The organism is Mesorhizobium sp. 128a, assembly GCF_053848025.1.
In genome coordinates this window covers 1-22467 of record NZ_JBSPKY010000027.1, presented here as the reverse complement: position 1 = coordinate 22467, position 22467 = coordinate 1, and the positions used below count along the sequence as shown (strand labels likewise).

19 protein-coding genes and 2 pseudogenes are annotated in these 22467 nt (G+C 63.0%); 11 read left to right on the top strand and 10 right to left on the bottom strand.

From position 1 onward, the window contains the following. Positions 1-7 precede the first annotated feature (7 nt). Together ACWTU9_RS29795 and ACWTU9_RS29790 are read left to right on the top strand one after the other, a co-directional pair. Positions 8-1969 carry a pilus assembly protein TadG-related protein gene (locus ACWTU9_RS29795; RefSeq protein WP_455861436.1) on the top strand — a complete coding sequence of 654 codons (1962 nt, stop codon included), beginning with the start codon at positions 8-10 and terminating at the stop codon, positions 1967-1969. Positions 1970-2066: 97 nt separating this feature from the next. Beyond that, positions 2067-2699, top strand: coding sequence for a LysE family translocator (locus ACWTU9_RS29790; protein ID WP_023742986.1), 633 nt, complete (start codon positions 2067-2069; stop codon positions 2697-2699). Positions 2700-2719: 20 nt separating this feature from the next. On the opposite strand, the gene ACWTU9_RS29785 is transcribed toward ACWTU9_RS29790, so the two are convergent. Continuing rightward, positions 2720-3544, bottom strand: a complete 825-nt coding sequence (locus tag ACWTU9_RS29785) for a DUF2189 domain-containing protein (protein WP_455861435.1) — start codon at positions 3542-3544, stop codon at positions 2720-2722. Between the two features lie 149 nt (positions 3545-3693). Beyond that, a complete protein-coding gene (locus ACWTU9_RS29780) occupies positions 3694-3819 on the bottom strand; it encodes a hypothetical protein (RefSeq protein ID WP_455861434.1) in 126 nt (41 codons plus the stop codon). 136 nt (positions 3820-3955) lie between these two features. On the opposite strand from ACWTU9_RS29780, the gene ACWTU9_RS29775 reads away from it, so the two are divergent. Continuing rightward, positions 3956-4438, top strand: coding sequence for a CAP domain-containing protein (locus ACWTU9_RS29775; protein ID WP_455861460.1), 483 nt, complete (start codon positions 3956-3958; stop codon positions 4436-4438). 14 nt (positions 4439-4452) lie between these two features. Here ACWTU9_RS29775 and ACWTU9_RS29770 read toward each other — a convergent pair whose 3' ends face one another. The 4 genes and pseudogenes from ACWTU9_RS29770 to ACWTU9_RS29755 all read right to left on the bottom strand — a co-directional run bounded on the left by ACWTU9_RS29770 (position 4453) and on the right by ACWTU9_RS29755 (position 10970). Beyond that, complete coding sequence (locus ACWTU9_RS29770) at positions 4453-7074, bottom strand: EAL domain-containing protein (RefSeq protein WP_455861433.1); 2622 nt, start codon at positions 7072-7074, stop codon at positions 4453-4455. Positions 7075-7433: 359 nt separating this feature from the next. After that, positions 7434-8968: pseudogene (locus ACWTU9_RS29765) on the bottom strand (DHA2 family efflux MFS transporter permease subunit). A gap of 341 nt (positions 8969-9309) precedes the next feature. Beyond that, on the bottom strand, positions 9310-10503 hold the full coding sequence (locus tag ACWTU9_RS29760; protein ID WP_455861432.1) for an HlyD family secretion protein: 1194 nt from the start codon (positions 10501-10503) through the stop codon (positions 9310-9312). Further along, positions 10500-10970 (bottom strand): MarR family winged helix-turn-helix transcriptional regulator, encoded by a 471-nt coding sequence (locus ACWTU9_RS29755; protein ID WP_454576846.1) that lies wholly within the window; start codon positions 10968-10970, stop codon positions 10500-10502. Before ACWTU9_RS29755 ends, ACWTU9_RS29760 begins: the two co-directional genes overlap by 4 nt. A gap of 68 nt (positions 10971-11038) precedes the next feature. Here ACWTU9_RS29755 and ACWTU9_RS29750 point away from each other — a divergent pair. From ACWTU9_RS29750 to ACWTU9_RS29740, 3 genes and pseudogenes are all read left to right on the top strand, one after another. After that, positions 11039-12885 (top strand): annotated as a pseudogene (locus ACWTU9_RS29750) (FAD-dependent monooxygenase). Between the two features lie 129 nt (positions 12886-13014). Next, complete coding sequence (locus ACWTU9_RS29745; protein WP_455861431.1) at positions 13015-13428, top strand: hypothetical protein; 414 nt, start codon at positions 13015-13017, stop codon at positions 13426-13428. 28 nt (positions 13429-13456) lie between these two features. Further along, positions 13457-13789 carry a hypothetical protein gene (locus tag ACWTU9_RS29740; RefSeq protein ID WP_455861430.1) on the top strand — a complete coding sequence of 111 codons (333 nt, stop codon included), beginning with the start codon at positions 13457-13459 and terminating at the stop codon, positions 13787-13789. Here the strand turns inward: ACWTU9_RS29740 and ACWTU9_RS29735 are convergent. Continuing rightward, complete coding sequence (locus ACWTU9_RS29735; protein WP_455861429.1) at positions 13765-15294, bottom strand: winged helix-turn-helix domain-containing tetratricopeptide repeat protein; 1530 nt, start codon at positions 15292-15294, stop codon at positions 13765-13767. The two genes, ACWTU9_RS29740 and ACWTU9_RS29735, sit on opposite strands and share 25 nt — an antisense overlap. A gap of 151 nt (positions 15295-15445) precedes the next feature. On the opposite strand from ACWTU9_RS29735, the gene ACWTU9_RS29730 reads away from it, so the two are divergent. After that, positions 15446-16279 (top strand): AraC family transcriptional regulator, encoded by an 834-nt coding sequence (locus ACWTU9_RS29730; protein WP_455861428.1) that lies wholly within the window; start codon positions 15446-15448, stop codon positions 16277-16279. Positions 16280-16284: 5 nt separating this feature from the next. On the opposite strand, the gene ACWTU9_RS29725 is transcribed toward ACWTU9_RS29730, so the two are convergent. Further along, the gene (locus ACWTU9_RS29725; protein WP_455861427.1) at positions 16285-17220 is read right to left on the bottom strand and encodes a bifunctional helix-turn-helix transcriptional regulator/GNAT family N-acetyltransferase; all 936 of its coding nucleotides are present in this window, start codon (positions 17218-17220) and stop codon (positions 16285-16287) included. 109 nt (positions 17221-17329) lie between these two features. Then, positions 17330-18514, bottom strand: coding sequence for an MFS transporter (locus ACWTU9_RS29720; RefSeq protein WP_455861426.1), 1185 nt, complete (start codon positions 18512-18514; stop codon positions 17330-17332). Between the two features lie 159 nt (positions 18515-18673). Here ACWTU9_RS29720 and ACWTU9_RS29715 point away from each other — a divergent pair, with 159 nt between their 5' ends. Next, the gene (locus tag ACWTU9_RS29715; RefSeq protein WP_455861425.1) at positions 18674-19300 is read left to right on the top strand and encodes a TetR family transcriptional regulator; all 627 of its coding nucleotides are present in this window, start codon (positions 18674-18676) and stop codon (positions 19298-19300) included. A 14-nt stretch (positions 19301-19314) separates the two neighbouring features. Here ACWTU9_RS29715 and ACWTU9_RS29710 read toward each other — a convergent pair whose 3' ends face one another. Beyond that, positions 19315-20082: a hypothetical protein gene (locus ACWTU9_RS29710; protein ID WP_455861424.1), complete on the bottom strand. Its 768-nt coding sequence runs from the start codon at positions 20080-20082 to the stop codon at positions 19315-19317. Between the two features lie 254 nt (positions 20083-20336). On the opposite strand from ACWTU9_RS29710, the gene ACWTU9_RS29705 reads away from it, so the two are divergent. The 3 genes from ACWTU9_RS29705 to groEL form a co-directional block, all read left to right on the top strand. Further along, the gene (locus tag ACWTU9_RS29705; protein ID WP_455861423.1) at positions 20337-21047 is read left to right on the top strand and encodes a class I SAM-dependent methyltransferase; all 711 of its coding nucleotides are present in this window, start codon (positions 20337-20339) and stop codon (positions 21045-21047) included. A 186-nt stretch (positions 21048-21233) separates the two neighbouring features. Continuing rightward, positions 21234-21530, top strand: coding sequence for a co-chaperone GroES (gene groES, locus ACWTU9_RS29700; protein WP_006203049.1), 297 nt, complete (start codon positions 21234-21236; stop codon positions 21528-21530). Between the two features lie 63 nt (positions 21531-21593). Further along, positions 21594-22467: chaperonin GroEL (groEL, locus tag ACWTU9_RS29695; protein ID WP_455861422.1), on the top strand; the 874-nt coding region annotated here is incomplete at its 3' end.

Genomic DNA, 22467 nt, shown 5'->3' with positions numbered 1-22467 from the left:
ACATCACATGCGCAAATTCTGGCGTGACTTCTGGCGCGACCGGCGCGGCAATTATGCTCTCATGACCGTTCTGGCCATGGTTCCGCTGATGGGCGGCGTGGCGATGGCCGTCGACTTCAGCGGCATGGTCAGCGAGAAGCAGAGAGTGGTCAACGCGCTCGACGCCGCCAACTTCGCCACCGCGCGCCGTCTGGTGGAAGGCGCCACAGACGACCAGTTGCGCGCCTATGCGCTCGACTTCTTCAAGGCAAATCTCAACGAAGTCGACCCCGCCAACACGACGCTCGATGTCACGCTGCCCAGCAGCACGACCGGCGGCGGCATCGTTAAGCTTTGCGCCAGCCTGGTCTACAAGCCCTATTTCCTACCGGCAGCGTCGATGTTGATCGGCAGGACGTCAGGCAACATCGATTACTCCGTGTGCTCGCAGGTGCGGTTGAAGAACACGCTGGAAGTGGCCATGGTGCTCGACAATTCGGGCTCGATGTCGACACCCGGCACCGGCTCCGGACAAAAGCGCATCGACCTGCTCAAGCAGGCCGCCAAGCAGTTGGTCGACACGCTCGCCTCGCAGGCGGCGATGATCAAGCAGATCGACAAGCCGGTCCAGTTCAGCCTGGTGCCGTTCGCCGCATCGGTCAATGTCGGCGCCAGCAACGACAATGCGTCATGGATCGACGCCTATGGGCTGTCGCCCATCCATAATGAAAACTTCGACTGGTCGACGCTGAACGCCGCCGACAAATATGCCCAGAAGATCGGTGGCATCTGGTACAAGAAAGGCACCGGATGGGGCGAGCAGGAAGGCCAGATGCTGACACGCTTCTCGCTCTACCGTGACATGAAGGTGGTCACCAGCCACGAGCGTATCGTCGGCAGCAAGCGCGTGGTCTGCGACGAGTACCGGTCCAACCACACCTGCAGGCGCAGCCACGACGAATACGACTACAACGACACTTACGGCCCGTTCGCCAGCTGGCAAGGCTGTGTCGAGGTGCGACCCTACCCGTACAATGTCGACGACACGCCGGCCTCCGGCGGCCCAAACAACACCGGCACCAGCGTCGGCGACCCTGCGACGATGTTCGTACCGATGTTCGCCCCGGACGAACCCGGCAACCACTGGTACTTGACCCAGGACCCGGATGAGCCGAAGCCGGTGACCTATGGCGCGGTCAACAGCTGGTGGAACGACGATCCGTCGAGCACCACCGGCAAGACCAGGCAGTCGAACATGGCCAAGTATTTCCAGCCACGGCCGATCAATGCGCCGGTGCTGTCGACAGGCGCCGGGCCTAACTACAGCTGCACCACGACGCCGATCACGCCGCTGACCGACGTCACCGACGCCACCGGGCTGGCCAAGATCAAAGCTGCGATCGATCTGATGGCGCCCAACGGCAACACCAATGTGCCGGAAGGCATGGCCTGGGGCTGGCGCACCGTCTCCAGCACCGCGCCGTTCACCGAGGGACGCCCTGAGACCGAGCGCGGCAACGACAAGGTGGTCATCGTGCTGACCGACGGCGAGAACACCTATTCGACGGTGAGCTCCGACCCGGCCGGCAACAAGTCGACCTATGCCGGCTACGGCTATACCGGCGTCGGCTACAACGGCACCTCGGTCACCCGCCTGTTCGGCGGCACGTCGAGCGCCATCGGGCAGTTCAACTATTCGTCGAGCAACTACACCGCCGCGCTCAACCAGCAGATGGCGACGTTGTGCAACAACGCCAAGGCGGCCAACATCATGGTGATGACGGTGGCGCTCGATATGTCGACGACCGACGCCGGCGACAAGAGCGCGATGGACGCGCTGAAGACGTGTTCGTCCGACTCGCGCTTCCGCAAGGATCCGACCGACCCGACCAAGCCTGCGAAACTGTTCTGGAACGCCACGGGCGCCACGCTGTCGGACAATTTCAAGGAGATCGCCAACGAGTTGTCGAACTTGCGCGTGGTGAGCTGAGGCGCGTTCGCCGGCACTGGCGTAACGGTCGGCGCCGCCAAGCCCTTGCGCGCCAGTGTCCGGCGAGGCAAAGGTCAAGCGCTTCCCGGAGACGTACATGCCCGAAACCGCCAACCATCTCGCCTTCGCGCTTGTCTGCCTCGGCATGGTGCTGACGCCGGGGCCGAACATGATCTACCTGATCTCGCGTTCGCTGTCGCAAGGACCGAAGGCCGGGCTGATCTCGCTCGGCGGCGTGGCGGTCGGGTTTCTGTTCTATGTCGTATCGGCTGCGCTGGGCATCACCGCGCTGCTGCTTGCCGTGCCGTTCGCCTATGACGCGCTGCGCATCGCCGGCGCGCTCTATCTGTTATGGCTCGCCTGGCAGGCGGTGCGGCCCGGTGGACGCTCGCCGTTCCAGGTGCGCGAACTGCCGAAGGACAGGCCGCGCAAGCTGTTCGCCATGGGCCTGATGACCAATCTGCTCAACCCCAAGGTGGCGGTGCTCTATCTGTCGCTGCTGCCGCAGTTCATCTCGCTGGGCAAAGGCCACGTGCTGTCGCAGCTTCTGGTGCTCGGCGCCACGCAGATTTCGATCAGCCTGACCGTCAATGCCATCATCGCGGTGACAGCCGGTTCAATCGCCACCTTTCTCGCCGGACGGCCGCTGTGGATGGTCATCCAGCGCTGGATGATGGGCACGGTGCTCGCCGCGCTGGCGCTCAAAATGGCAACCGACGCACAACGCTGAGCGGACGCAGAGCGCCGAGACTACATCGGCCGCCGTATCTGCTGGGCGCGCGCCGGCTCCACCACCTTGCGGTAGAGGTGCCAGGTGGCATGGCCAAGCACCGGCATGACCACGGCGAGCCCGGCAAACAGCGGGATCGAGCCTATCACCAGAAGCACGGCGACCAGGAGCCCCCACAGCAGCATCTCCAGCGGATTTGCCATCACCGCGCGCGCCGAGGTTTCGATGGCCGCTACTGCGCCGACGTCGCGGTCGAGCAGCAGCGGGAATGCAACCACCGTCGTCGCCAGCACGATCACTGCAAAGATGAAACCGGCGGCATTGCCGAACAGGATCAGCGCCCAGCCCTTGCTGGTCGTCAGCACCTCGCTCAGAAATCCGGCGATCGAAGCCGGCGGCTGATCGCCGAACAGGCTGGTGTAGATCGACTGTGCGGTGAACATCCACAACAGGAACAGCACCAGCAGCATGACGCCGATCACCGCGATCGACGGCAATGCCGGCGAGCGGCGCACGTCAAGCGCGTGACGCCAGGACGTGTCCATGCCGCGTTCGCGCCGGCGGCTGATCTCGTAGAGGCCGATCGCTGCGAACGGGCCGACCAGGGCGAAGCCCGACATCAGCGGATAGATGAGCTGGAAGGCGTTGGAGCCAGAGGTCCATCGCGTCAGGATCAGGCCGACGACGGGATAAATCAGGCAGAGGAACACGTAGTGCGACGGCTTGGCCCAGAAATCGTCGATACCGAGCTTGAGCGCCTCCCAGAGGTCCGCGGTGGTGATACGACGCACCGTGGGCTGCACATGCAGTCCGTGCGCGTCCGCCATGACATGAAAGCCGGCCATACCCTTCCTCCCGTGTGTCGGGGGGCGGTCATCGCCTGGATGGCCGCCCGCAGCTGCCACTTCAAGAACGCCGGCATCATAGCCGACATTGCGGGAAAAGTCGCCGCATCACGCGATTTTCATCGACACTGGGAAATCAGCGCGCGCTCCTAGGCCGGCGCGTCGAAGACCGCTTCGATGTGGTCGCGGTCCGGATCGACCACGAAGGCGATGCGGGCCATAGTCAGGGCGCCGGTCCGGCGCGCCCGAGCGCGCTTCCAATTAACCTGGAGCAATCTCGGCACAATCTCCAACACTTCGATTTTTTCTGCGCGCCCTGCCCGGCAAAAGCCATGATCGCCGCTAAGTCAGGCAGGCATGACACGGATCGGCACCACCAATCACCCGCTCACGCAAACCCGCTCCGGCGCAATGCGTGCAAAACCAAACAGGCGCTTGCTGCTGATCGGCCTTGCAGCCATGGCCGGGCTCGCGGCTTGCAGCACGGTCTCGGTGCCGACCGGGCAAGGCGCCGGTGTCTCGTCCTCCGCCACCGCGACGCTGGCCGGCATCCGCGCCTCGTCCGGGCTGCCGGCGCTGGCGCCGGACGCACAGCTCGAGCAGGCCGCTCTCCAGCAGGCAGGCTATATGGCCTCGCGCGAACGCATGAGCCACACGACAGGCTGGGGCAAGGATTTCGCGTCGCGGATGAAGGACAATGGCGTGCGGGGCGCCGCCGCCGAGAACATCGCCGAGGGCCGGTTCGACCAGCAGAAACTGTTCGACATCTGGATGCATTCGGCCGGCCACCGCCGCAACATGCTCGACCCGGATTTCAGCCGCTTCGGCCTTGCCTATGTGCGTGACGGGCGCGACGGCGCTATCCGTTACTGGAGCCTGGTGCTCGGAAAATAGGGCCAGCCGGGCGCTCAACGGTTGCGCGCGATGAGCTCGCCGATATCCCCGGCCGACAGCGGTTTGCTGAAATAGTTACCCTGCATTTCGTCGCAATTGTTCTTGCGCAGGAAGGTGACCTGGTCCTCCGTCTCGACGCCTTCGGCAAGGACCCTCAGGTTCAGCTTTTGACCCAACGAGATGACGGCACTGGTAACCGCCTGATCATTCTCGTCGGTCGCGAGGTCGTCGATAAAGGACTTGTCGATCTTCAGCCGCTGCACCGGAAAGGTCTTGAGCGCGCTGAGGCTGGAATAGCCGGTTCCAAAATCGTCGATCGAGATCTGAACGCCGAGCTCTTGCAGTCCGTTCATCGTTGCAACCGCCAACTCGAAATCCTGCATGATCAGGCTTTCGGTCACTTCGAGCTCGAGATACCTGGCTTCCAGGCCGCTTTCCTTCAATGCGTTGACGACGCGGTCGATCAGGTTCTTCTCCCTGAACTGCCGCGCCGACACGTTGACGCAGACGGTGACGGGCGCCAGACCGGCGCGCTGCCAGGCTTTGTTTTGCCGGCAGGCTTCGTGCAGGATCCAGTCGCCGATCGGCACGATCAGCCCGGTTTCCTCGGCGGTCGGGATGAACATCATCGGCGACACCACGCCTCGCGCCGGGTGGTTCCAGCGTACCAGGGCTTCGACGGCCAGGACCTGACCCGACCGCAGATCGACCTGCGGCTGGTAGAGCAGCGCGAACTCCGAACGGGCGAGCGCGTTTCGCAATTCCTCCTGAAGCAGGAATTTTTCATGTGCGCTTGAGTTGAACTCGGGGGCATAGAACTGGAAATTGTCGCGACCGAATTCCTTGGCGCGATACATGGCGGCATCGGCATTGGCCAACAGCCTATCCGGGCTCGTCCCGTCCTTCGGGTAATTTGCGATGCCGATGCTGGCCGTTAATCGCAGGCGATGCTCGGCGACAGAAACGGGCTCGGCAATCGCATCCCTGATCGTCTGCAGGGTTTCCGAGATGACATCGACATTGGCGGGTTGATCGAACAGGACGATGACGAATTCATCGCTGCCAAGCCGCACGACGGTGTCGGTCGCCTTCACGCATCCAACCAAGCGGCTCGCTACAGTCTTCAGGAGTTCGTCGCCGGCATTGTGGCCCAACGTATCGTTCACCAGTTTGAAGTTGTCGAGATCGATGAAAACCACCGTCACCCAGCGCTTGTATCGCTGCGCGTAGAGGACGGCCTGGGAAAGCCGATCCTCCAGCAAAGCGCGATTGGGCAGCCCGGTCAGCGCGTCATGGTTGGCCATGAAGTGGATCTGGTCTTCAGCCCGTTTGCGCTCGATCGCGATACCGGCAATGTGGGTGGTGAATTCGATCAGGCGAGTCTCGGTCTCGGTAGGCTCGCGCACGCTCATCGAATACATGGCAAAGACGCCCAGCACGACGCCCTGATGCGACAGGATCGGGGTCGACCAGCACGAACGGTAGCCATAGGGAGCAGCGAGGTCGCGGTAATCCTCCCAGAGCGGGTCCTGCAGGATGTCGGTGACGACAACCGGTTCGCGACGGTAGGCGGCGGTTCCGCACGACCCTGTCTTGGGGCCGATGGCAGATCCATCGATGGCGCTCATATAGGCTTTGGCCAGGCTCGGCGCCGCACCGTGCCGCAAATGCATGCCATCCTTGTCGAGCAGCAGGACCGAACCGAAAATCCCCTTCAACTGTGACTCGACCAGGTGCATGAGGCTGTCGAGCACGTTCTCGAGCGGGGCGCTCGTCGCAATCATCTCCAGGATGTTTGCCTGTCCGCTGCGCAGGACATCCGCCCGCTTGCGGGCCGTGATGTCGCGCGCGATGCCAACCAGACCGAAAATCTCGTTTTGAGCATTGCGCAACGGCACCTTGGTCGACGAGAACCATTTTACGGTGCCCGAGGCATCGACGACAAACTCCTCCGCATCGATCAAAGGTTGTCCGCTTTCGAGCACCGACTGTTCGACTTGCCGAAACTTCTGCGCAACCTCCGGGGGATGGATATCGAAATCGGTCAAGCCGATCATGTCGGCGGTCTTGTCGCGGCCACTGTCGGTCGCAAGTGCGCTGTTGACGACGATGAAGCGGCTTTGCGTATCCTTGACCCAGAGATAATTGGGCACCCAGTCTATCAGTGCCTGCAACGAGAGGCGTTCGTCGACAATCTGTCGATTGGCGATGAGATCGGTAATGTCCTCATGCGTGGCCACCCAACTGCCGTCGGACATCGGCTGATTGTAAATCTGGATGATCCGGCCGTCGGCGAGTTTGGCGGTCCAGGTCCTCGGCGCCTTGCCCGAATTGACCGATCTCGTCATCGCCAGATAGGCGTCTGTGGTCAGCGCTGCCGTGCCGGCGGCACTGCGGCGCTCAACGATTTCGCTCAGCGTCAGGCCAGGCCGCAACTGCTCGGGTGCGAGGCAGTAAATTTCCGCATAACGGCGATTGCTCAGGATCAGCCGCTCATCGCGGTCGAAAAAGCAGATGCCTTGCGAAACGTTCTCGATCACCGTCTCGAAGCGCAGCGCCTGTCCTTCAAGTGCGGTGATCGTCGCCCGCAGTTCATGCTCCAGCGACCCATAGGAAACGCCGGCCAGCTTTGCCAACGCGGCCAAGCCGACAGATTGGGTCGTTTCGGGGGATTTCCTGGATGATTTCGTAACCAAACAGACCTTCTCCCAGCTGGGTCTGAAAGAACGCAAAAATCATTTATGGGCCATGCGACAGTCTGTTGATAGTGTTACTTATGTACTAACAGCATATAAACCGAACCGAAATCAGAGGTGAAGGGCCCTGGTTACCTTAAATCCAAATGCCGTCGTCAGATCGCTATTGACGCTATAGAATCGACATTCTCCTATGTCTGGAGAATTTTGCGATCATCCCGAGAATCGCCGGACCTTACATATTCGCAGGGTACGGCCGCGACAACATCATCTGATATCGGCCAATCTCGACGCGCGTCTCAATCCATATGTGCCGCAGGCGCCGCGCCGGCAGCTGGGGCCGTCTTCGGCTTGCGCAACAGAAACACAAACGGGATGGCAATCAGCGTCATCATCATCAGTAGTTTGAAGTCGTTGACGTAGGAGATCATCATCGACTGGATGTTGACCATGCGATCCATCTGCGAAAGCGCCATCGGGTCGCCACCTGACGCCGCCGGTGAGAGCGCCCACAGATTTGGGTTGAACGGGTTGATGAAGGCCGAAAGCTCGGTGTGATTGACCTGCGTGTTGCGCACCAGGAGAACCGTCACCACCGACACGCCGATCGAGGAACCCAGATTGCGCACCAGGCTGAACAGGGCTGTGGCGTCGGTGCGGAGCGCACGTCGAGGGTGGCGAAGGCCACCGTCGACAACGGCACGAACACCATGCCCATGCCGAGCCCCTGGATGACGCCGGAGCTGAGTATCAGCCAATTGTCCATCTGGGGCGTGAAGCCCGCCATCGTGTAGAGAGATTGCGCGGTCAAGAGAAATCCGATGACGACGAGAATCCTGGCGTCGATCTTGCTCATGAGCCGCCCGACAACGAGCATCGAAATCATCGTGCCGACACCGCGCGGCCCCAGGACGACACCGATGGTGACGGTCGGATAGCCGAAGATGGTCGACAGCATCGGCGGCAGCAGCGACATCGAGGCCAGGATGAGCACGCCCATGACGAAGATGAAGGCCAGTCCGGTGACGAAGTTGCGGTCGAGGAAGATTTTGGGGTCGATGAAAGGACGTTCGCCCGTCACCGTGTGAATGATGAACACCCAGAAGCCGGTGATCGAAAGAGCAAGCTCGATCCAGATTTCGACCGAGGAAAACCAGTCGACCTCGCCGCCGCGGTCGAGCAGCAGCTGCAGCGCGCCGACGCCGAGCGAGATCATGGCGAAACCGAAGAAATCGAAGCTGCGCACCCGCCGGGCAACGACCGGCAGATAGGCGGCCATGCCGAGAAAGGCGATGATGCCGACCGGCAAATTGATGAAGAACACCCAGCGCCAGTTGAAATTCTCGGTCAGCCAGCCGCCGAGCGTCGGGCCCAGGATCGGCCCCAGCATGATGCCGGCGCCCCAGATGGCCATCGCCTGGCCGTGGCGTTCCCTGGGGTTGATGTCGAGCAGGAAGGTCTGCGACAGTGGCACGATGGCCGCGCCGAACACGCCCTGCATCAGCCGGAAGAAAACTATGCTCTCCAGGCTCCAGGCGATGCCGCACAGCATCGAGAACACGGTGAAACCGACCACCGCCGCCAGGAAGAGTTCCTTGCGACCGAAGCGGTCGGCCAGCCAGCCGGTAACCGGTGTCATGATGGCGGCGGCAACGATGTAGGAGGTCAGCACCCAGTTGATGTTGTCGGGCGAGGCGCCGAGATCGCCGGTCATGGTCGGCAGCGCGACATTGGCAATGGTGGTGTCGAGCGCCTGCATGATGGTCGCCAGCATCAACGCCACGGTGATCAGGCCGCGATGCGGCACTTCCTTGAAAGGTTCTGGCGTACTCATGATGCGGAACTTCCGGCAGGTAACAAAAACGTGTACACTAGGCTTCCGGGCGGCGATGCCTTCTCTGGTGAAGAGACCCTCATCGCGGTGGGACGCGATCTATCGATGTGGGGGTTACATCGACCGAAGGTCTCAACACATCAGGCGCTTGCCGCCCGGAAATCCAAGGACCGAAGGGTCAGTGCCGAGATGGCAGGTTACGGTCAGGCCACGATGCGGCCCGGTCCAACCCCACCCTCGCGCAACCTGCCATCGGACCAATCCTGTCATCTCATCTCGCCTGAGTGAGCATTCCTGCGCGGCCGTGATCCTGCTGTTCGGGATCACGGCCCACTCACAGTCTATTGTGCCTCACCCGCGGTGGCGTGGCCGAAGATGGCCGGCAACCCGCGGGCAACGCCGGTGTCCACCGTAACCGAGGCGCTCATGCCGGTGCGCAGAGCCATTTTGGCGTCGGCATCGGTGAGCTCCAGGCGCACCGGAATGCGCTGGGTGACCTTGACCCAGTTGCCGGTCGCGTTCTGGGCGGGCAGCAGGGAGAACTCCGCGCCAGTGCCGGCGCCGATCGCCTTGACTGTCGCCTCGAAGGTGCGGCCCGGATAGGTGTCGACCACAATCTCGGCTTTCTGGCCGGTTTTCAGATGGGTGAGCTGGGTTTCCTTGAAATTGGCATCGATCCAGGTGTCGCCGGTCTCGACCAGGGCAAACAAAGGCGTGCCGGAGCCAACATACTGACCGACCTTGAAGGAGGAGGCCTGGCTGATGACGCCGTCAGCCGGCGCCTTGACCGTGGTCTGCGCCAGATCGTAGGCGGCCTTGTCGCGCGCGGCGAGTGCTGCCATCACCGTCGGGTGCTTGTCGGTCTCGATATCGGGATTGCCGGCGAGAGCTGCCTTGGCGCTGACGATGCCCTGCTGGGCCACCGCTAGCTGTTGCCTCGCCTTGTCGAGATCGTTCTTGGCCTCGTCCAGCGAGGATTTGGCGTTGATGCCCTTCTGGGCAAGGTCGGCCGCGCGGTCATACTGCGACTGCGCGTAGTCGACCTGGCTGGCGTCGGACTTTTCCTGCGCCATCGCCTGGCTGTAGGCAGCGCGCAACTGTTCGATGCCGACGCGTGCGACCGCAACCGCCGCATCGGCCTGGGCCAACGCGATCCGGTAGGGCTCGGGATCGACGGCAAACAGCACATCGCCCTGCTTGACCAACTGGTTGTCCGAAATGTCGACCTGAACGATGCGGCCGGCCGTATTCGAGGCGATCGACACCTTGGCCTGCTGCAAATTGGCGTTCTCGGTCTCCTGGTAGCGACCGCCAGTCACCCAGACATAGCCGCCGCCAATGGCCAGCGCCGCCGGCAGGACGACCATCAACAGCAAGCGACCGAGGCGGCGCGGCTTTTTCGGAGCCGGCGTCGGCTGTACCTGCGGAGTCACCGCGACAGGAGCGGCGGCCGGCTGTGCCGGCGCTTCGGCCTGTGCCGGCGCTTCCATTTCAAGCTCGGTCACATTCTCGTCTATCTTGGCTGCCGCGTTCATGCCGCTGCCCCTTCCGTACTCTTCAGAGACGACGTCTCGCCGTCGGCAAGGTTCTGCACGATGGTGTCCAGCGCCCGGATCAGCACGCGGCGATCCTCCGGTGAAACGCCGACCAGCGATTCCTCATAGACCTCACCGGCAAGGCTTTTGACGTCGGCATAGGCCGCATTCGCCTTGGCGGTCGGGAAGATCATGCGCACACGCCGGTCGGTCGCGTCGGGTCGGCGTTCGATCCAGCCGCCCTCCTCCATCCGGTCGACCAGACGCGAGACGCTGATCGGCTCGATTTCGAGCAGTTCGGCAAGCCGCGCCTGAGCCACGCCGGCCTCCTTGGCGACGCGAACCAGAAGCCGCCATTGCGCCGAGGACAGGCCAAGCCCGCTGGCGCGCGCCTCGAAGCGCTTGCGCATCAGGCGCTGCACGTCGTGGATCAAAAAGCCCAATCTATCTATGCCGTCGGAAACCATGAGCGGTATATATAATAAGCGTGCTTACTATTCAAGGTACCGCATTGCGCCAGAGCCGGCAAACAGGGATGGCAGCCATCCAAAAGCGATCGTGGCTAGTGACCCGGCACAATCAAAGCCGGTTGCGAATGACACTGGCGACATTTGTTCACACTGTCGAGTCATCAACGCCGACCGCCAAAAAACATCGGAAAATATTCAGAAACCGATCGGGATTTCAGCCTCCGAAACGCCGAAAGAGAGCGTGCTGGCGAAACGGCCGACTGACCCGGCTTGGCGCCAAGGCGCCCCCAAGCGGTTGCGCGAACATGAAAAAGTTCGCACTATTCAAGGAGAAGAAAATGAGCACGGCTCAAACAAAAGTCCTCATTGCCGGTGCCGGCCCCACCGGCCTGACGCTCGCGCTTTGGCTCACCCGGCTCGGCGTTCCGGTTCGCCTCTTCGACAAGGATGCCGGCCCCGGCGAGACATCGCGGGCGCTCGCCGTCCAGGCCCGCACGCTGGAATTCCATCGCCAGATTGGAATCGTCGAGGATGTGCTCGCCGCCGGCGTGAAGATCGAACAGCTGACCGTGCATACGCCGGCCGGCATTGCCGCGAGGCTGCCGCTTGCCGATTTCGGTCGCGGCATCAGCCCCTACCCCTTCGCCTTCGCGCTGCCGCAAGATGTGCACGAGCGCATATTGATCGCGCATCTGGAGCGCGCCGGCGTGCAGGTCGAGCGCAACACGGAGCTTGTCGGTTTCGAGGACAAGGGCGGTTCTGTCGTCGCCACCCTCCGCAAGAACGACGCGGATGAGACGGTCAGCGCCGCCTATCTCGCGGGCTGCGACGGTGCCCGCAGCGCGGTGCGCCACGGGCTCGACATCAGCTTTCCCGGCGGCACCTACGAGCAGGCCTTTTACGTCGCCGACGTCGACGGCCGTGGCGATGTCACCCGCAACGGCATGGACACCGTCATCAGCACTTACGGGTTTGCGATCGTCATGCCGGTACGGCAGTCGGGTTCGCTGCGCCTGATCGGCATCGTGCCGAAGGCGCATGAAGCCGACGAGACGATCAGCTTCGAGGCGATCCGCGCCGATATTGAGCGTGAGACCGGCGTGGCGATCGACAAGGTCAACTGGTTCTCGACCTACCGCGTCCATCACCGAGTCGCCGACCGCTTTCGCGTCGGCCGTGTCTTCCTCGCCGGCGATGCCGGGCACATCCACAGCCCGGCCGGTGGCCAGGCATGAACACCGGCATGGGCGATGCGGTGAACCTCGCCTGGAAACTCGCCGCCGTGGTGCAGGGCCGCGCCGATCCGCGCCTGCTCGACAGCTACGAGCCGGAGCGCATCGCCTTTGCCCGCAAGCTGATCGATAGCACCGACCAGGCATTTCGGGTCGCCACCAGCCGCTCGCACCTGGTCGGCCTGTTCCGCCGCTATCTGATGCCGAAGATCCTGCGCATCGGGCTCGGCACGGCCTGGGGATCGCGAGCCTTCTTCGGACTGATTTCGCAGACCCGCATTCAATACCGCGAAAGTGCGATCAGCAGCGGCAAGGCCGGCACGGTGGAGGGCGGCGACCGCCTGCCTTATGTCACGTCCGCGAGCGGCGACAATTTCGACCCGCTGCGCTCGCTCGACTGGCAGGTGCATGTCTATGGCGAGGCCAATACCGAGTTCCGGGCGATGCTCGCCTCGACCGGCATTCCTATCCATATCTTCGCTTGGTCGGACATGGCTGCGAAAGCCGGCCTGCAGCGCGACGGCGCCTATCTGGTGAGGCCGGACGGCCATGTCGCGCTGGCCTCGCTCGTCCAGGAGGCAGCCGGCTTCCAGCGCTATCTCGCCGGGCTTGCCATCAGGCCGAGGACTGCCGAGCGGGCGCCCTATCGGGTGGCGGGCACCATGCACAGCCTGGCCTAACGCTTCGGCACCGGCCTGAGCGGCCGGCGCTGACCAATCCGAACCTGCCTTTTGTTTCGCCATCGGCACTCGCCGTGTGCGCGTACCTGCGCGCCGCGGCCGGCCTCCTCAAACCGAAAGGAAACGACTATGGACCCCTTCTTTGGAAAACTGCTCGTCCGCTGCAATGCCGGCTTTTTAATCCTTGCATCGGCCGGCGGGCTCGCCACCGACATTGCCGGCTCGTTCTTCGGCACCGGCGCCGAGGCCGCCCTGCTCGGCGATGCGCCGGGCGCCGGCATCGGCTTCATCGAGGCGCACGGCCTGGCCCTCATCATCGGGGTGACGTTCTGGCGCATTGCCTACGCCCGCACCTGGCACGCCTTCCTGGCTGCCGTACACGCGCTGCTTGGAACCGCAAACCTCGCGTTCTGGCAGTTCTTCATCGCCGCCGACGTGCTCGTCGTCGGCTACGTCACAAGTGCGGCGCACATCCTGTTCGTAGTTGCTCACCTGGCGGCATTGGCGAGCTCGGCCCGGCTTGCCGCTTCATCCTCCCATTAGACTTAAATCCACATCAGGAGAAACGAAAATGCTTATGAATTCTCAGAAGAAAATCCGTTCCGTGGCTGCCGCGCTGGCAATAGCATTCAGCGGTGTCGAGATCGTTGGCGCCAGCGTACCGGCGCTGTCGCTGGTCGGCGAGGCGCAGGCCCGCGTCGGTGCGCCCTGGACACCGCGCAGCGCCGCCGGCGTTGCCCGCCGCGCCACCGCATGGCGCGTGCTGCGCCACACAACGGCATGGGTCGCCAGGCTGCCGGCAGGCTGCGTGCGGACAAAGGTCAACGGCTTCGACGTCTGGCGTTGCGGCGGCACCTATTACCGCGCCTATCAGGGCCGTTACATCGTGGTCGTGGTCGATTGACCGGGCTCGGTCTCGCCGAGGGCAAGTCTGACGCCTTCGGCGAGATGCTCGGCATCGGCCTTGTTCTCGAACGGCACGCCGCGCAGTGCATAGTCGAGCGGCGAAAACGGATCGCCCTCCTCGATCAGGGCGATCTGCCGCCGTGCCTTCTCCATCTCGCCCAGCTGGGCATAGCAGGCCGCCAGCCGGGTGCGGATCCATGGCGCCGGACGCGTCGCCAGCTCCAGCGCTTCCGCCGCCTGCCGGTATTCGCCCATCATGTAGAGAGCCAGCGCGCGGTCGAACTGGTACCAGTGCGGGTGCAAGGGATCGATGCGAATGCCGCGCGCAAGCCATGTCATCGCTTCCAGCGGCCGGCCGCGCATGGTCAGCAGCATGCCCATCTGCTCTATGCAGTCGGCGTCGTAGGGATTGAGCTGCAGCGCAATGCGCATGTGGTGTTCGGCGGCCTCGTGCTCGCGCATGTATAGCCGGATCAGCGATTGCACGCGGTGGCCCGTCGGCTGGTCGGGAGACAAAGCCAAGCCCTTCTCCGAGAGATCGCGGGCATTTTGCAGCACCGCATCCGTGGCGCGGCCGAATTCGCCATCCAGTGCGCGCACCAGGCCAAGATAGGTATAGGCGAGGCCGTAATTCGGATCCTTGGCGACCGCCGCCTCGAACAAAGCCTCGGCACCGCGCTGGTCTGTCTGGGCGGGATCGCGCAACATCGCAAAGCCGCGCAGCAGAAGCTCGTAGGCCGCCAGGCTGGTCACCGGCTTGCGCGCCGCCTGCTCTATACCGGCATTGGTGACGCGGGTGACCAGCCGGCTGACGATCTGCTCGACGATTTCGCGCTCGATCGCGAACAGGCCGTCGCCTTGCGACTGGAAGCGGTCGCCCCAGAGCTGGCGGGCGGTGGCGATGTCGACGAGGCTGACGGCGACGACGACATGCTCGCCCTGGCGGCGCAGCGACCCCTCGACCAGATAGTCCGCGCCGATGCGGGCGCGAATCTCAGGCCATTCGGAACGTCCGAAGGACGCGAAGGAAAAGCTGGAGTTGCGCGCTAGAACAGTAACCGTGCCGAAGCGCGCAACGCCATTGATGAGATCCTCGGCAAAACCGTCGACCATGGCTTCATCGGCCGGATCGCCGCTTTCATTGCGGAAGCGCACCACGGCCACCACCGGCTGGGCGCCGATCTCGGGCGCGGTCTGCGCCTCGGCGGCAAGCATGTAGCCGCGCTTGGACACGGTGCGCACCATCTCGTCGCCCAGCACCTTGCGGATCTCTCGCACCGACTGGGTGAGCGAATCCTCGGTGACGTAGACGCCCGGCCACACCACATCCATCAGCTCGGATTTCGGAACGACGCGGCCCATGTTGCGGGCAAGATGCGACAGCAGCGCATAGGCCTTGGGGCGCAGGAACAGTGGCTCGTTGACACCGCGCAGCGTGCCCATGGCGAGATCGAGCGTGAACCCGCCAAACCGGAAAAGCTGATCGGCAGCGGTCGCTGTCATCGGGACGCCCCTCCCCTGACACTGAAACGCGCCGCTTCGATTCCACAACGGCGCGGCTTGGTCGAAGCGCATTATTGCGCAGTGCGCAATTTCGATCAAACTGGCCGTCGGCCAGAGGGATAAATGTCACCCCGCCAAATGTGAGGAGCCCATGAATCCGACTGAGAAGGCGCTGTGGTTCGTCGAAAGCCATCTGCCGGAAGCGATCTCGCTTGAGGACGTCGCAGAAAGCAGCGGCGTGTCGCGCTTTCACGTGACGCGCGCCTTTGGCGCCGCCACCGGCCGTTCGGTGATGGGCTATATGCGCGCGCGTCGGTTGACGGAAGCGGCTCGCAAACTGGCCGGCGGCGCGCCCGACATCCTCGCGGTCGCGCTCGATGCCGGCTACGCCTCGCATGAGGCCTTCACCCGCGCCTTCCGCGACCAGTTCGGCACTACGCCGGAACTGGTGCGCGCGCAGGGCAGCCTCAAAAACCTCGACCTCGTGGAGCCGATCCTGATGGACCAGTCCTTCCTTGCCTCACTGCCGCCGCCGCGCTTCGAGACCGGCCGGCCCTTTCTCATCGCCGGCCTCGGCGAGCGCTACAGCTGCGAAACCAGCGCCGCCATTCCGATGCAGTGGCAGCGCTTCGGCCCCTATATCGGCAACATTCCGGGCGAGACGGGTGATGTCGCCTATGGCGTCTGCGTCAACGGCGACGATGCCGGCAATTTCGATTACATCGCCGGGGTCGAAGTCCTGGATTTCTCCGACCTGCCGAAGGAGCTTTCCCGCGTGCGGGTGCCGGCGCAGAGATACGCCGTCTTCACCCATGCCGAGCACATCTCGACCATCCGCCGCACCGTCAACACAATCTGGAACAAATGGCTGCCGGCGTCCGGGCACGAAATAGCGGATGGCCCCGAATTCGAGCGCTACGGGCCGGAGTTCGATCCACGCAGCGGCGATGGCGGGCTGGAGATCTGGATCCCGGTCAAGGCCTAAAACCGCTACAGCTCCAGATTCCAGTTCTGGCCGACCAGATCCTTGCCGAAGGCGTGGTGGTGCTCTTCGTCGACCAGCTTGAAGCCTGCATTTTCATAGATGTGACGGGCGGCGCTCAGAATGTCGTTGGTCCACAGGGTCAGCGTCTTGTAGCCCTTGGCGCGGGCGAAGCCGATGCACTCCTCGACCAGCCGTTTGCCGATGCCGAGGCCGCGCGCCGAAGGCTCGACATAGAGCAGGCGCAGCTTCGCCACATCGTCGGACTTGCGCACGACGAAGACCGAGCCGACCACCTCGCCTTGCCGTTCGGCGATGCAGCTGCGCTCCCATTTTGGATCGAAGGATTTTACGAAGGCGCCGAGGATTTCGGCGACCAGCGCTTCATAGGTTTCATCCCAGCCATATTCCTGCGCATAGAGCTGTCCCTGGCGACGCACGATCCAGCCGATGTCGCCGACCTGCAAGGGCCGCAGCATGTAGGGGACTTTGGGCTCGGCATCCTCGCCGAGCAAGCGCTGCACCGTCTGCATGGCCTTGACCAGCCGGTCCTGTTCGGCAGCCGGGAGCAGCTCCAGCAAGGCCGCGACCTGGTCATGTGAATCCCGGTTCAGCGGTGCGAAGGCCTGCCGCCCCGCCGGCGTCAGCGTGATCGACGATTGCCGCGCGTCCGACGCAAGCGCCGTTCGCGAAATCAGCTGCAAGTGCTCGAACTTCTTTAGCAACCGGCTGACATAGCCGGCGTCGAGGCCAAGATCGCGAATGAGATCGGTAGCCGTCAGGCCATCGCGATGCGCCAGCTCATAGAGCACCCGCGCCTCGGTCAGCGAGAAGGCGCTTTTCAGCAGGCCTTCGTCGAGCAGCCCGATCTGGCGGGTGTAGAAGCGGTTGAAAGCCCGCACCGCGTCGATGCGTTCCTTGCCGGGTTGATGATGGATCGTCATTGGCAGCCTCCTGCCCCTGACGATCAAACATTTATTTGACTTAGTCAAGTATCTGCATGTCGATGCCCAGGACCTCACGCCATGGTGTCTTCGACGAGAACGCTCCCTGTCAGGCGATAGCGCGGCGGCGTGCAACCAGTATGAACAGGCCAAGCAGTACGACGCTGGCCGCGGCACTCACGGCGGCGAATTCCGGTACCGGCCGAAAATCCTTGCCGTCGATGAGAAGCGATGCCGCGATCGGACCGATCGCGAGCCCGAAGAGCTGGGCTGCCGGTATCAGGAGCACCGCGGTGCGCGTCTCGTCGGCGGTGATCGCCAGACGGATCTGGTAGGGCACGATGAACAGAAGGATGAAGCCCATGACCAGGGCGGCGATCCAGAAAACCGTCAGGCCGGGACTACTGGCGAGCACCACCGCGCTGACGACCGCGACAATGCCGATCGCCGCTACGGCGAAGCGATAATCGATGCGCGCCTCGAAGACAGTTGCCGTCATCGCGCCCAGAACCTGCAGTGCGAGGCTGGCCGATACGATCAGGCCGACCGTGCGGCCGTCGATCCCGTATTGTGCGCCGAGCGGCTCGAGAAAAGCCCAGACCGAGCCGAAGAACATGAAGTAGCAGAAGACGCACAGCAGAGCGGTAATCGACGGCGCGGTCAGAACATTGCCGAACTGTTCCTCCTTGGGCAGGTCGGCATAGTCCGCCGGGACCAGGAAGGCGACCGCGACCGAAGCGATGCAGACGACGGCAAGGGCGATGAAGCCTCCGGCCGATCCGGCGGCCGGGATCACGTAAAGCGCCAGCAGCAGCGCAAGCGCGCATTGCGCCAGGGTCTGGATGGTAACGAAATAGCCGCCGATACGCTCGGCCCGGCGCGAGCGCGCGATCAGTTCGGTGGCGACCGCCACCAAGCCGCCTTCGGCGAGGCCGGCCATGGCGCGGGCGCCGATCAGCGAGTTCGGGCTGACCGCATAGGCGGTTGCCCAGTTCGCCAGCGCCAGCAGGGCCAGAAGGATTGCACTCTTCCAGCGCATATTGTGCGCGGACAGCATCATCGCGATGACCGCCGAGCCGATGCCGATGGCAATCATTTCGGCCGTGGCGACCAGAGCGAGCTCATCGCCGCTGACATGTCCTTCGGTGTAGAGTGCGCCGAGCAGCACCGGCTGCAGCCCGAGGATGAGCAGGCCGACCGAACCGACCCATAGCGCCGAGGCCAGCTGCGACGCGGTCGGGTTGCCGACCAGCCAGTCGCCGTTTCCGGCATCGACGTTACGAACAGAAGTCACGGGCGCCTCCCCACGTCCTTGCATGACGGCAAAAAAACTGACAATCTGTCAGTATTTAGAAACTGATACTCGATCATATTTGTTTGTCAATCATTAGTGAGGCTCGGCATTCAGCAAGGCTGGGGATCGAATGGTCTTGGCGATCGAGAGGGTTGCGACATGAACGAAGCAGGGAGGACGGCGACCGAACCGAGGCGCAGGCCGAAGCAGGAGCGCAGCCGCGAGCGCATTGACGCCATCCTGTCGACGACCATGCGGCTGATCGGCGAAAAGGGCATCGACGCCGTCACAATGAAGGAAGTCGGCGCGCTGGCTGGCGGGCCGATCGCCACCGTCTATCACTATTTCCCCAACAAGTCGGCGATCCTGGCGATGCTCTACGAACGCTTCTCCGAGGTGAGCCGCGCGCGCCTTGCCGCGATCGTTGCAGACATCGGCGGGCGGGGCGACGTCATCGCCGCCTCCGACCGGCTGCTCGACGATTACTATGAACGCGTCGCCGGGGACCCGGCCATCCAGGACTTGCAGAACGCCATCCAGGCCGACAAGGCGCTGCAGAATCTCGACATCGCGGAGACCAGGCAGCAGGCTAAGATGTTCTGCGACCATGTCGGCCCGTTTCTCGCAGCTGAACGGCGCGAGGAGTTCGGCCGCATGGTTTTCCTGATCTTCCAGCTTGCCGGAGGAGTCGTGCGCATGGCGCTGACCCAGGATGAGGCGGAAAGCCGCCATACGATCGAGGACTACCGGTCGATCATCCATACGCAGCTGCGCCAATTTCTTTAGGCGCGGAGTGCTGCCTACCCCACCCGGCGCATGAGGCCTTCGAAGCCGTCGGCCAGGTGCGCAGTGCCAGCCGTAAACATTTTCACCAGATTCTTGGGACGGCCCGGCGTCTTGTTGGCATCGAGCAAGACCGCCCTGCCCTCATGCATGACGAAATCGAATTTGCCGTAGTCGAAGCCGAGTTCTCGTCGCCGCTCGCGGATCTCGTCGGGAACAGGGACAGGCTCACGGCGGATCGTCTCGGATGCCTTGACCAGACTGTTTGGCGAGATGTAGCGGGTGCAACGCTCGCTCTCTCCGCAAAACACCCAGAACCGCATTGCGAAGCCATCGGGTTCCCGTTCGGCAAGGAACTTTTCCACGACCAGATCGTCGCCGCCGAAGACCCCATCCGGGACGGCGCCAAGAGACCCGTAGAGCTCATAGGGCTTTAGCCCATGCACATCCGGAAAAGGTGGCTGCTTGCCCGCGCGTCTGGATCGCCGGTTGAGGAATGTCTCCGGAATGCCCTGATTGTTGAGATTGGTTTTCACGATGACAGGGCCCTGCCAGGCGTCGTCATGCTCCAGCAACGCGCCACTGACCCGTCGCTTGGAGATGTCGGCCGTTGCCAGATTGAGGCAGAATGGAAAGCCCCGCGCATAGTCGAGATAATCGGCCGGTGTAACCGTTGCATCGACATGTAGAATTGCTATGTCGGCACCGTGCGCCCTGGCCGGGCCTTGCTGAACCCGAACCGAATGACCGCGCCTTTTCAGTTCTTCCAGAACGTCGAAAAGCATGTAGGGGCTCGACCTGCGCAACAAGACGTTGCGTCTGCTCTGGAACCGGTCGTGCTCATGCGTTACGACGACAATACGTGCCACAGCTGGCCTTTTGATCTTCTGCAATTTTCTATTAAGCGGCTGCGACCGCCAAAAGCCAGAACTCTCAGGCCCCCAAAGGCAGCATGACAAATCATTGGGATAATTATCACCGTCACTGGAGGCTCCTGGACGCACCGCTTCGGCCGACGCCGGAAACCGTTGATATATTCGTGCACGAAGTCAGCCTGGCAAATGCTGATGTCCTGCTCCTGGGGGTGACGCCGGAACTCGCCGTGCTCGGCAGATCGATGCTGGCAATCGACCAATCGGCGGCCATGATCTCGGGCGTGTGGGCAGGCGACAATGCCTCGCGCAGGGCGGTGGTCGGAGACTGGCTGGATCTGCCCGTTGCCGGCGCCAGCACCGAGGCCGTCATTGGCGACGGATGCCTGTCCGCCATCGCCTCGAAGGCGGCACGCAATCGCCTGCACGGCGAAATCGCCAGGGTGCTGAAACCCGGCGGGCGGGCCGCGATCCGCGTTTTCGCGGCCCCGGAAACGCCCGAGGATCTGGCCAGCATTGAAGCTCAGGTGCTGGCCGGCGCGATCGAGAATTTCCACGCGCTCAAATGGCGGATCGCCATGGCGTGCACCACGGGCGGTCCGGATTTCGCCATCAAGGTGCGGGCAATCCGCGACACATTCGACGGCCTGTTCCCCGACCGCGAGGCCCTTGCCGCGCGGACGGGATGGAGCATGGCGTCGATCAACACGATCGACGTCTATGCCGGCTCCGACATAAGCTACAGCTTCGCAACGCTGGCCGTGCTGGTCGACGAGGCGGGTGGGTGGTTCGGCGAAGTGCGCGTCGTACCGAGCGGCTCCTATCCGCTGGCGGAGCGATGCCCTCTGCTGGTGCTTCGATCACCGAGGCGTCGCTAGGCTTCCCGTCGGACCACGGCAGGGCTCAAATTTGGGCAAAATTGATCCCACCGTTCGCCTTGACTCTCGCAAGCCACGCGCCTATTTCAGCGCCACGTTAGCACTCGCCTTGGGTGAGTGCTAACTGATATCCGGCATCGCCGGATGGAGGAACTGTTCTCACCGTTCTCATTCGAGGAAGAAAAAATGGCAAAGTCGAAGTTCCGCCCGCTTCATGACCGCGTGGTCGTACGCCGGGTCGAATCCGAATCCAAGACCGCCGGCGGGATCATCATCCCGGATACGGCAAAGGAAAAGCCGCAGGAAGGCGAGATCATCGCTGTCGGCTCCGGCGCCCGCGACGAAGCCGGCAAGCTGGTTCCCCTGGACGTCAAGGCTGGCGACCGCATCCTGTTCGGCAAGTGGTCGGGCACCGAAGTCAAGCTCAATGGCGAAGACCTTCTGATCATGAAGGAATCCGACATTATGGGCATCATCGGCTGATTATCGGCCTCACCGTCAACTGAATTCCGGGCTTGATCGCAAGCCCTTGCCAGGAGCTAAAACATGGCTGCTAAAGACGTAAAATTCTCCCGCGACGCTCGTGAGCGCATGCTGCGCGGCGTCAACATCCTCGCCGACGCCGTGAAGGTCACGCTCGGCCCGAAGGGCCGCAACGTCGTCATCGACAAGTCGTTCGGCGCCCCGCGCATCACCAAGGACGGCGTCACCGTCGCCAAGGAAATCGAGCTTGAGGACAAGTTCGAGAACATGGGCGCGCAGATGGTTCGCGAAGTTGCTTCGAAGACCAACGACATCGCCGGCGACGGCACCACGACCGCGACCGTTCTGGCGCAGTCGATCGTTCAGGAAGGCCATAAGGCCGTTGCCGCCGGCATGAACCCGATGGACCTGAAGCGCGGTATCGATCTGGCCGTGACCGAAGTCGTCGCGGCGCTCGGCAAGGCTGCCAAGAAGATCAAGACCTCCGAGGAAGTTGCCCAGGTCGGCACGATCTCGGCCAATGGCGACGAGTCGGTCGGCGCCATGATCGCCGAAGCGATGCAGAAGGTCGGCAACGAAGGCGTCATCACGGTTGAAGAAGCCAAGACCGCCGAGACCGAGCTGGAAGTCGTCGAAGGCATGCAGTTCGACCGCGGCTATCTCTCGCCCTACTTCGTCACCAACGCCGACAAGATGGTTGCCGAGCTCGAGGACGTCTACATCCTCCTGCACGAGAAGAAGCTCTCCAACCTCCAGGCCATGCTGCCGGTTCTCGAAGCCGTCGTGCAGACCTCCAAGCCGCTGCTCATCATCTCGGAAGACGTCGAAGGCGAGGCTCTGGCCACACTGGTTGTCAACAAGCTGCGCGGTGGCCTGAAGATCGCCGCCGTCAAGGCGCCGGGCTTCGGTGATCGCCGCAAGGCCATGCTGGAAGACA

Excerpts from the sequence above, each read along its gene's own strand:
- ACWTU9_RS29795 (WP_455861436.1), top strand. The coding sequence starts at position 8 with ATGCGCAAATTCTGGCGTGACTTCTGGCGCGACCGGCGCGGCAATTAT.
- ACWTU9_RS29790 (WP_023742986.1), top strand. The coding sequence starts at position 2,067 with ATGCCCGAAACCGCCAACCATCTCGCCTTCGCGCTTGTCTGCCTCGGC.
- ACWTU9_RS29785 (WP_455861435.1), bottom strand. The coding sequence starts at position 3,544 with ATGGCCGGCTTTCATGTCATGGCGGACGCGCACGGACTGCATGTGCAG.
- ACWTU9_RS29775 (WP_455861460.1), top strand. The coding sequence starts at position 3,956 with ATGCGTGCAAAACCAAACAGGCGCTTGCTGCTGATCGGCCTTGCAGCC.
- ACWTU9_RS29760 (WP_455861432.1), bottom strand. The coding sequence starts at position 10,503 with ATGAACGCGGCAGCCAAGATAGACGAGAATGTGACCGAGCTTGAAATG.
- ACWTU9_RS29755 (WP_454576846.1), bottom strand. The coding sequence starts at position 10,970 with ATGGTTTCCGACGGCATAGATAGATTGGGCTTTTTGATCCACGACGTG.
- ACWTU9_RS29745 (WP_455861431.1), top strand. The coding sequence starts at position 13,015 with ATGGACCCCTTCTTTGGAAAACTGCTCGTCCGCTGCAATGCCGGCTTT.
- ACWTU9_RS29740 (WP_455861430.1), top strand. The coding sequence starts at position 13,457 with ATGCTTATGAATTCTCAGAAGAAAATCCGTTCCGTGGCTGCCGCGCTG.
- ACWTU9_RS29735 (WP_455861429.1), bottom strand. The coding sequence starts at position 15,294 with ATGACAGCGACCGCTGCCGATCAGCTTTTCCGGTTTGGCGGGTTCACG.
- ACWTU9_RS29730 (WP_455861428.1), top strand. The coding sequence starts at position 15,446 with ATGAATCCGACTGAGAAGGCGCTGTGGTTCGTCGAAAGCCATCTGCCG.
- ACWTU9_RS29725 (WP_455861427.1), bottom strand. The coding sequence starts at position 17,220 with ATGACGATCCATCATCAACCCGGCAAGGAACGCATCGACGCGGTGCGG.
- ACWTU9_RS29715 (WP_455861425.1), top strand. The coding sequence starts at position 18,674 with ATGAACGAAGCAGGGAGGACGGCGACCGAACCGAGGCGCAGGCCGAAG.
- ACWTU9_RS29710 (WP_455861424.1), bottom strand. The coding sequence starts at position 20,082 with ATGCTTTTCGACGTTCTGGAAGAACTGAAAAGGCGCGGTCATTCGGTT.
- groES (WP_006203049.1), top strand. The coding sequence starts at position 21,234 with ATGGCAAAGTCGAAGTTCCGCCCGCTTCATGACCGCGTGGTCGTACGC.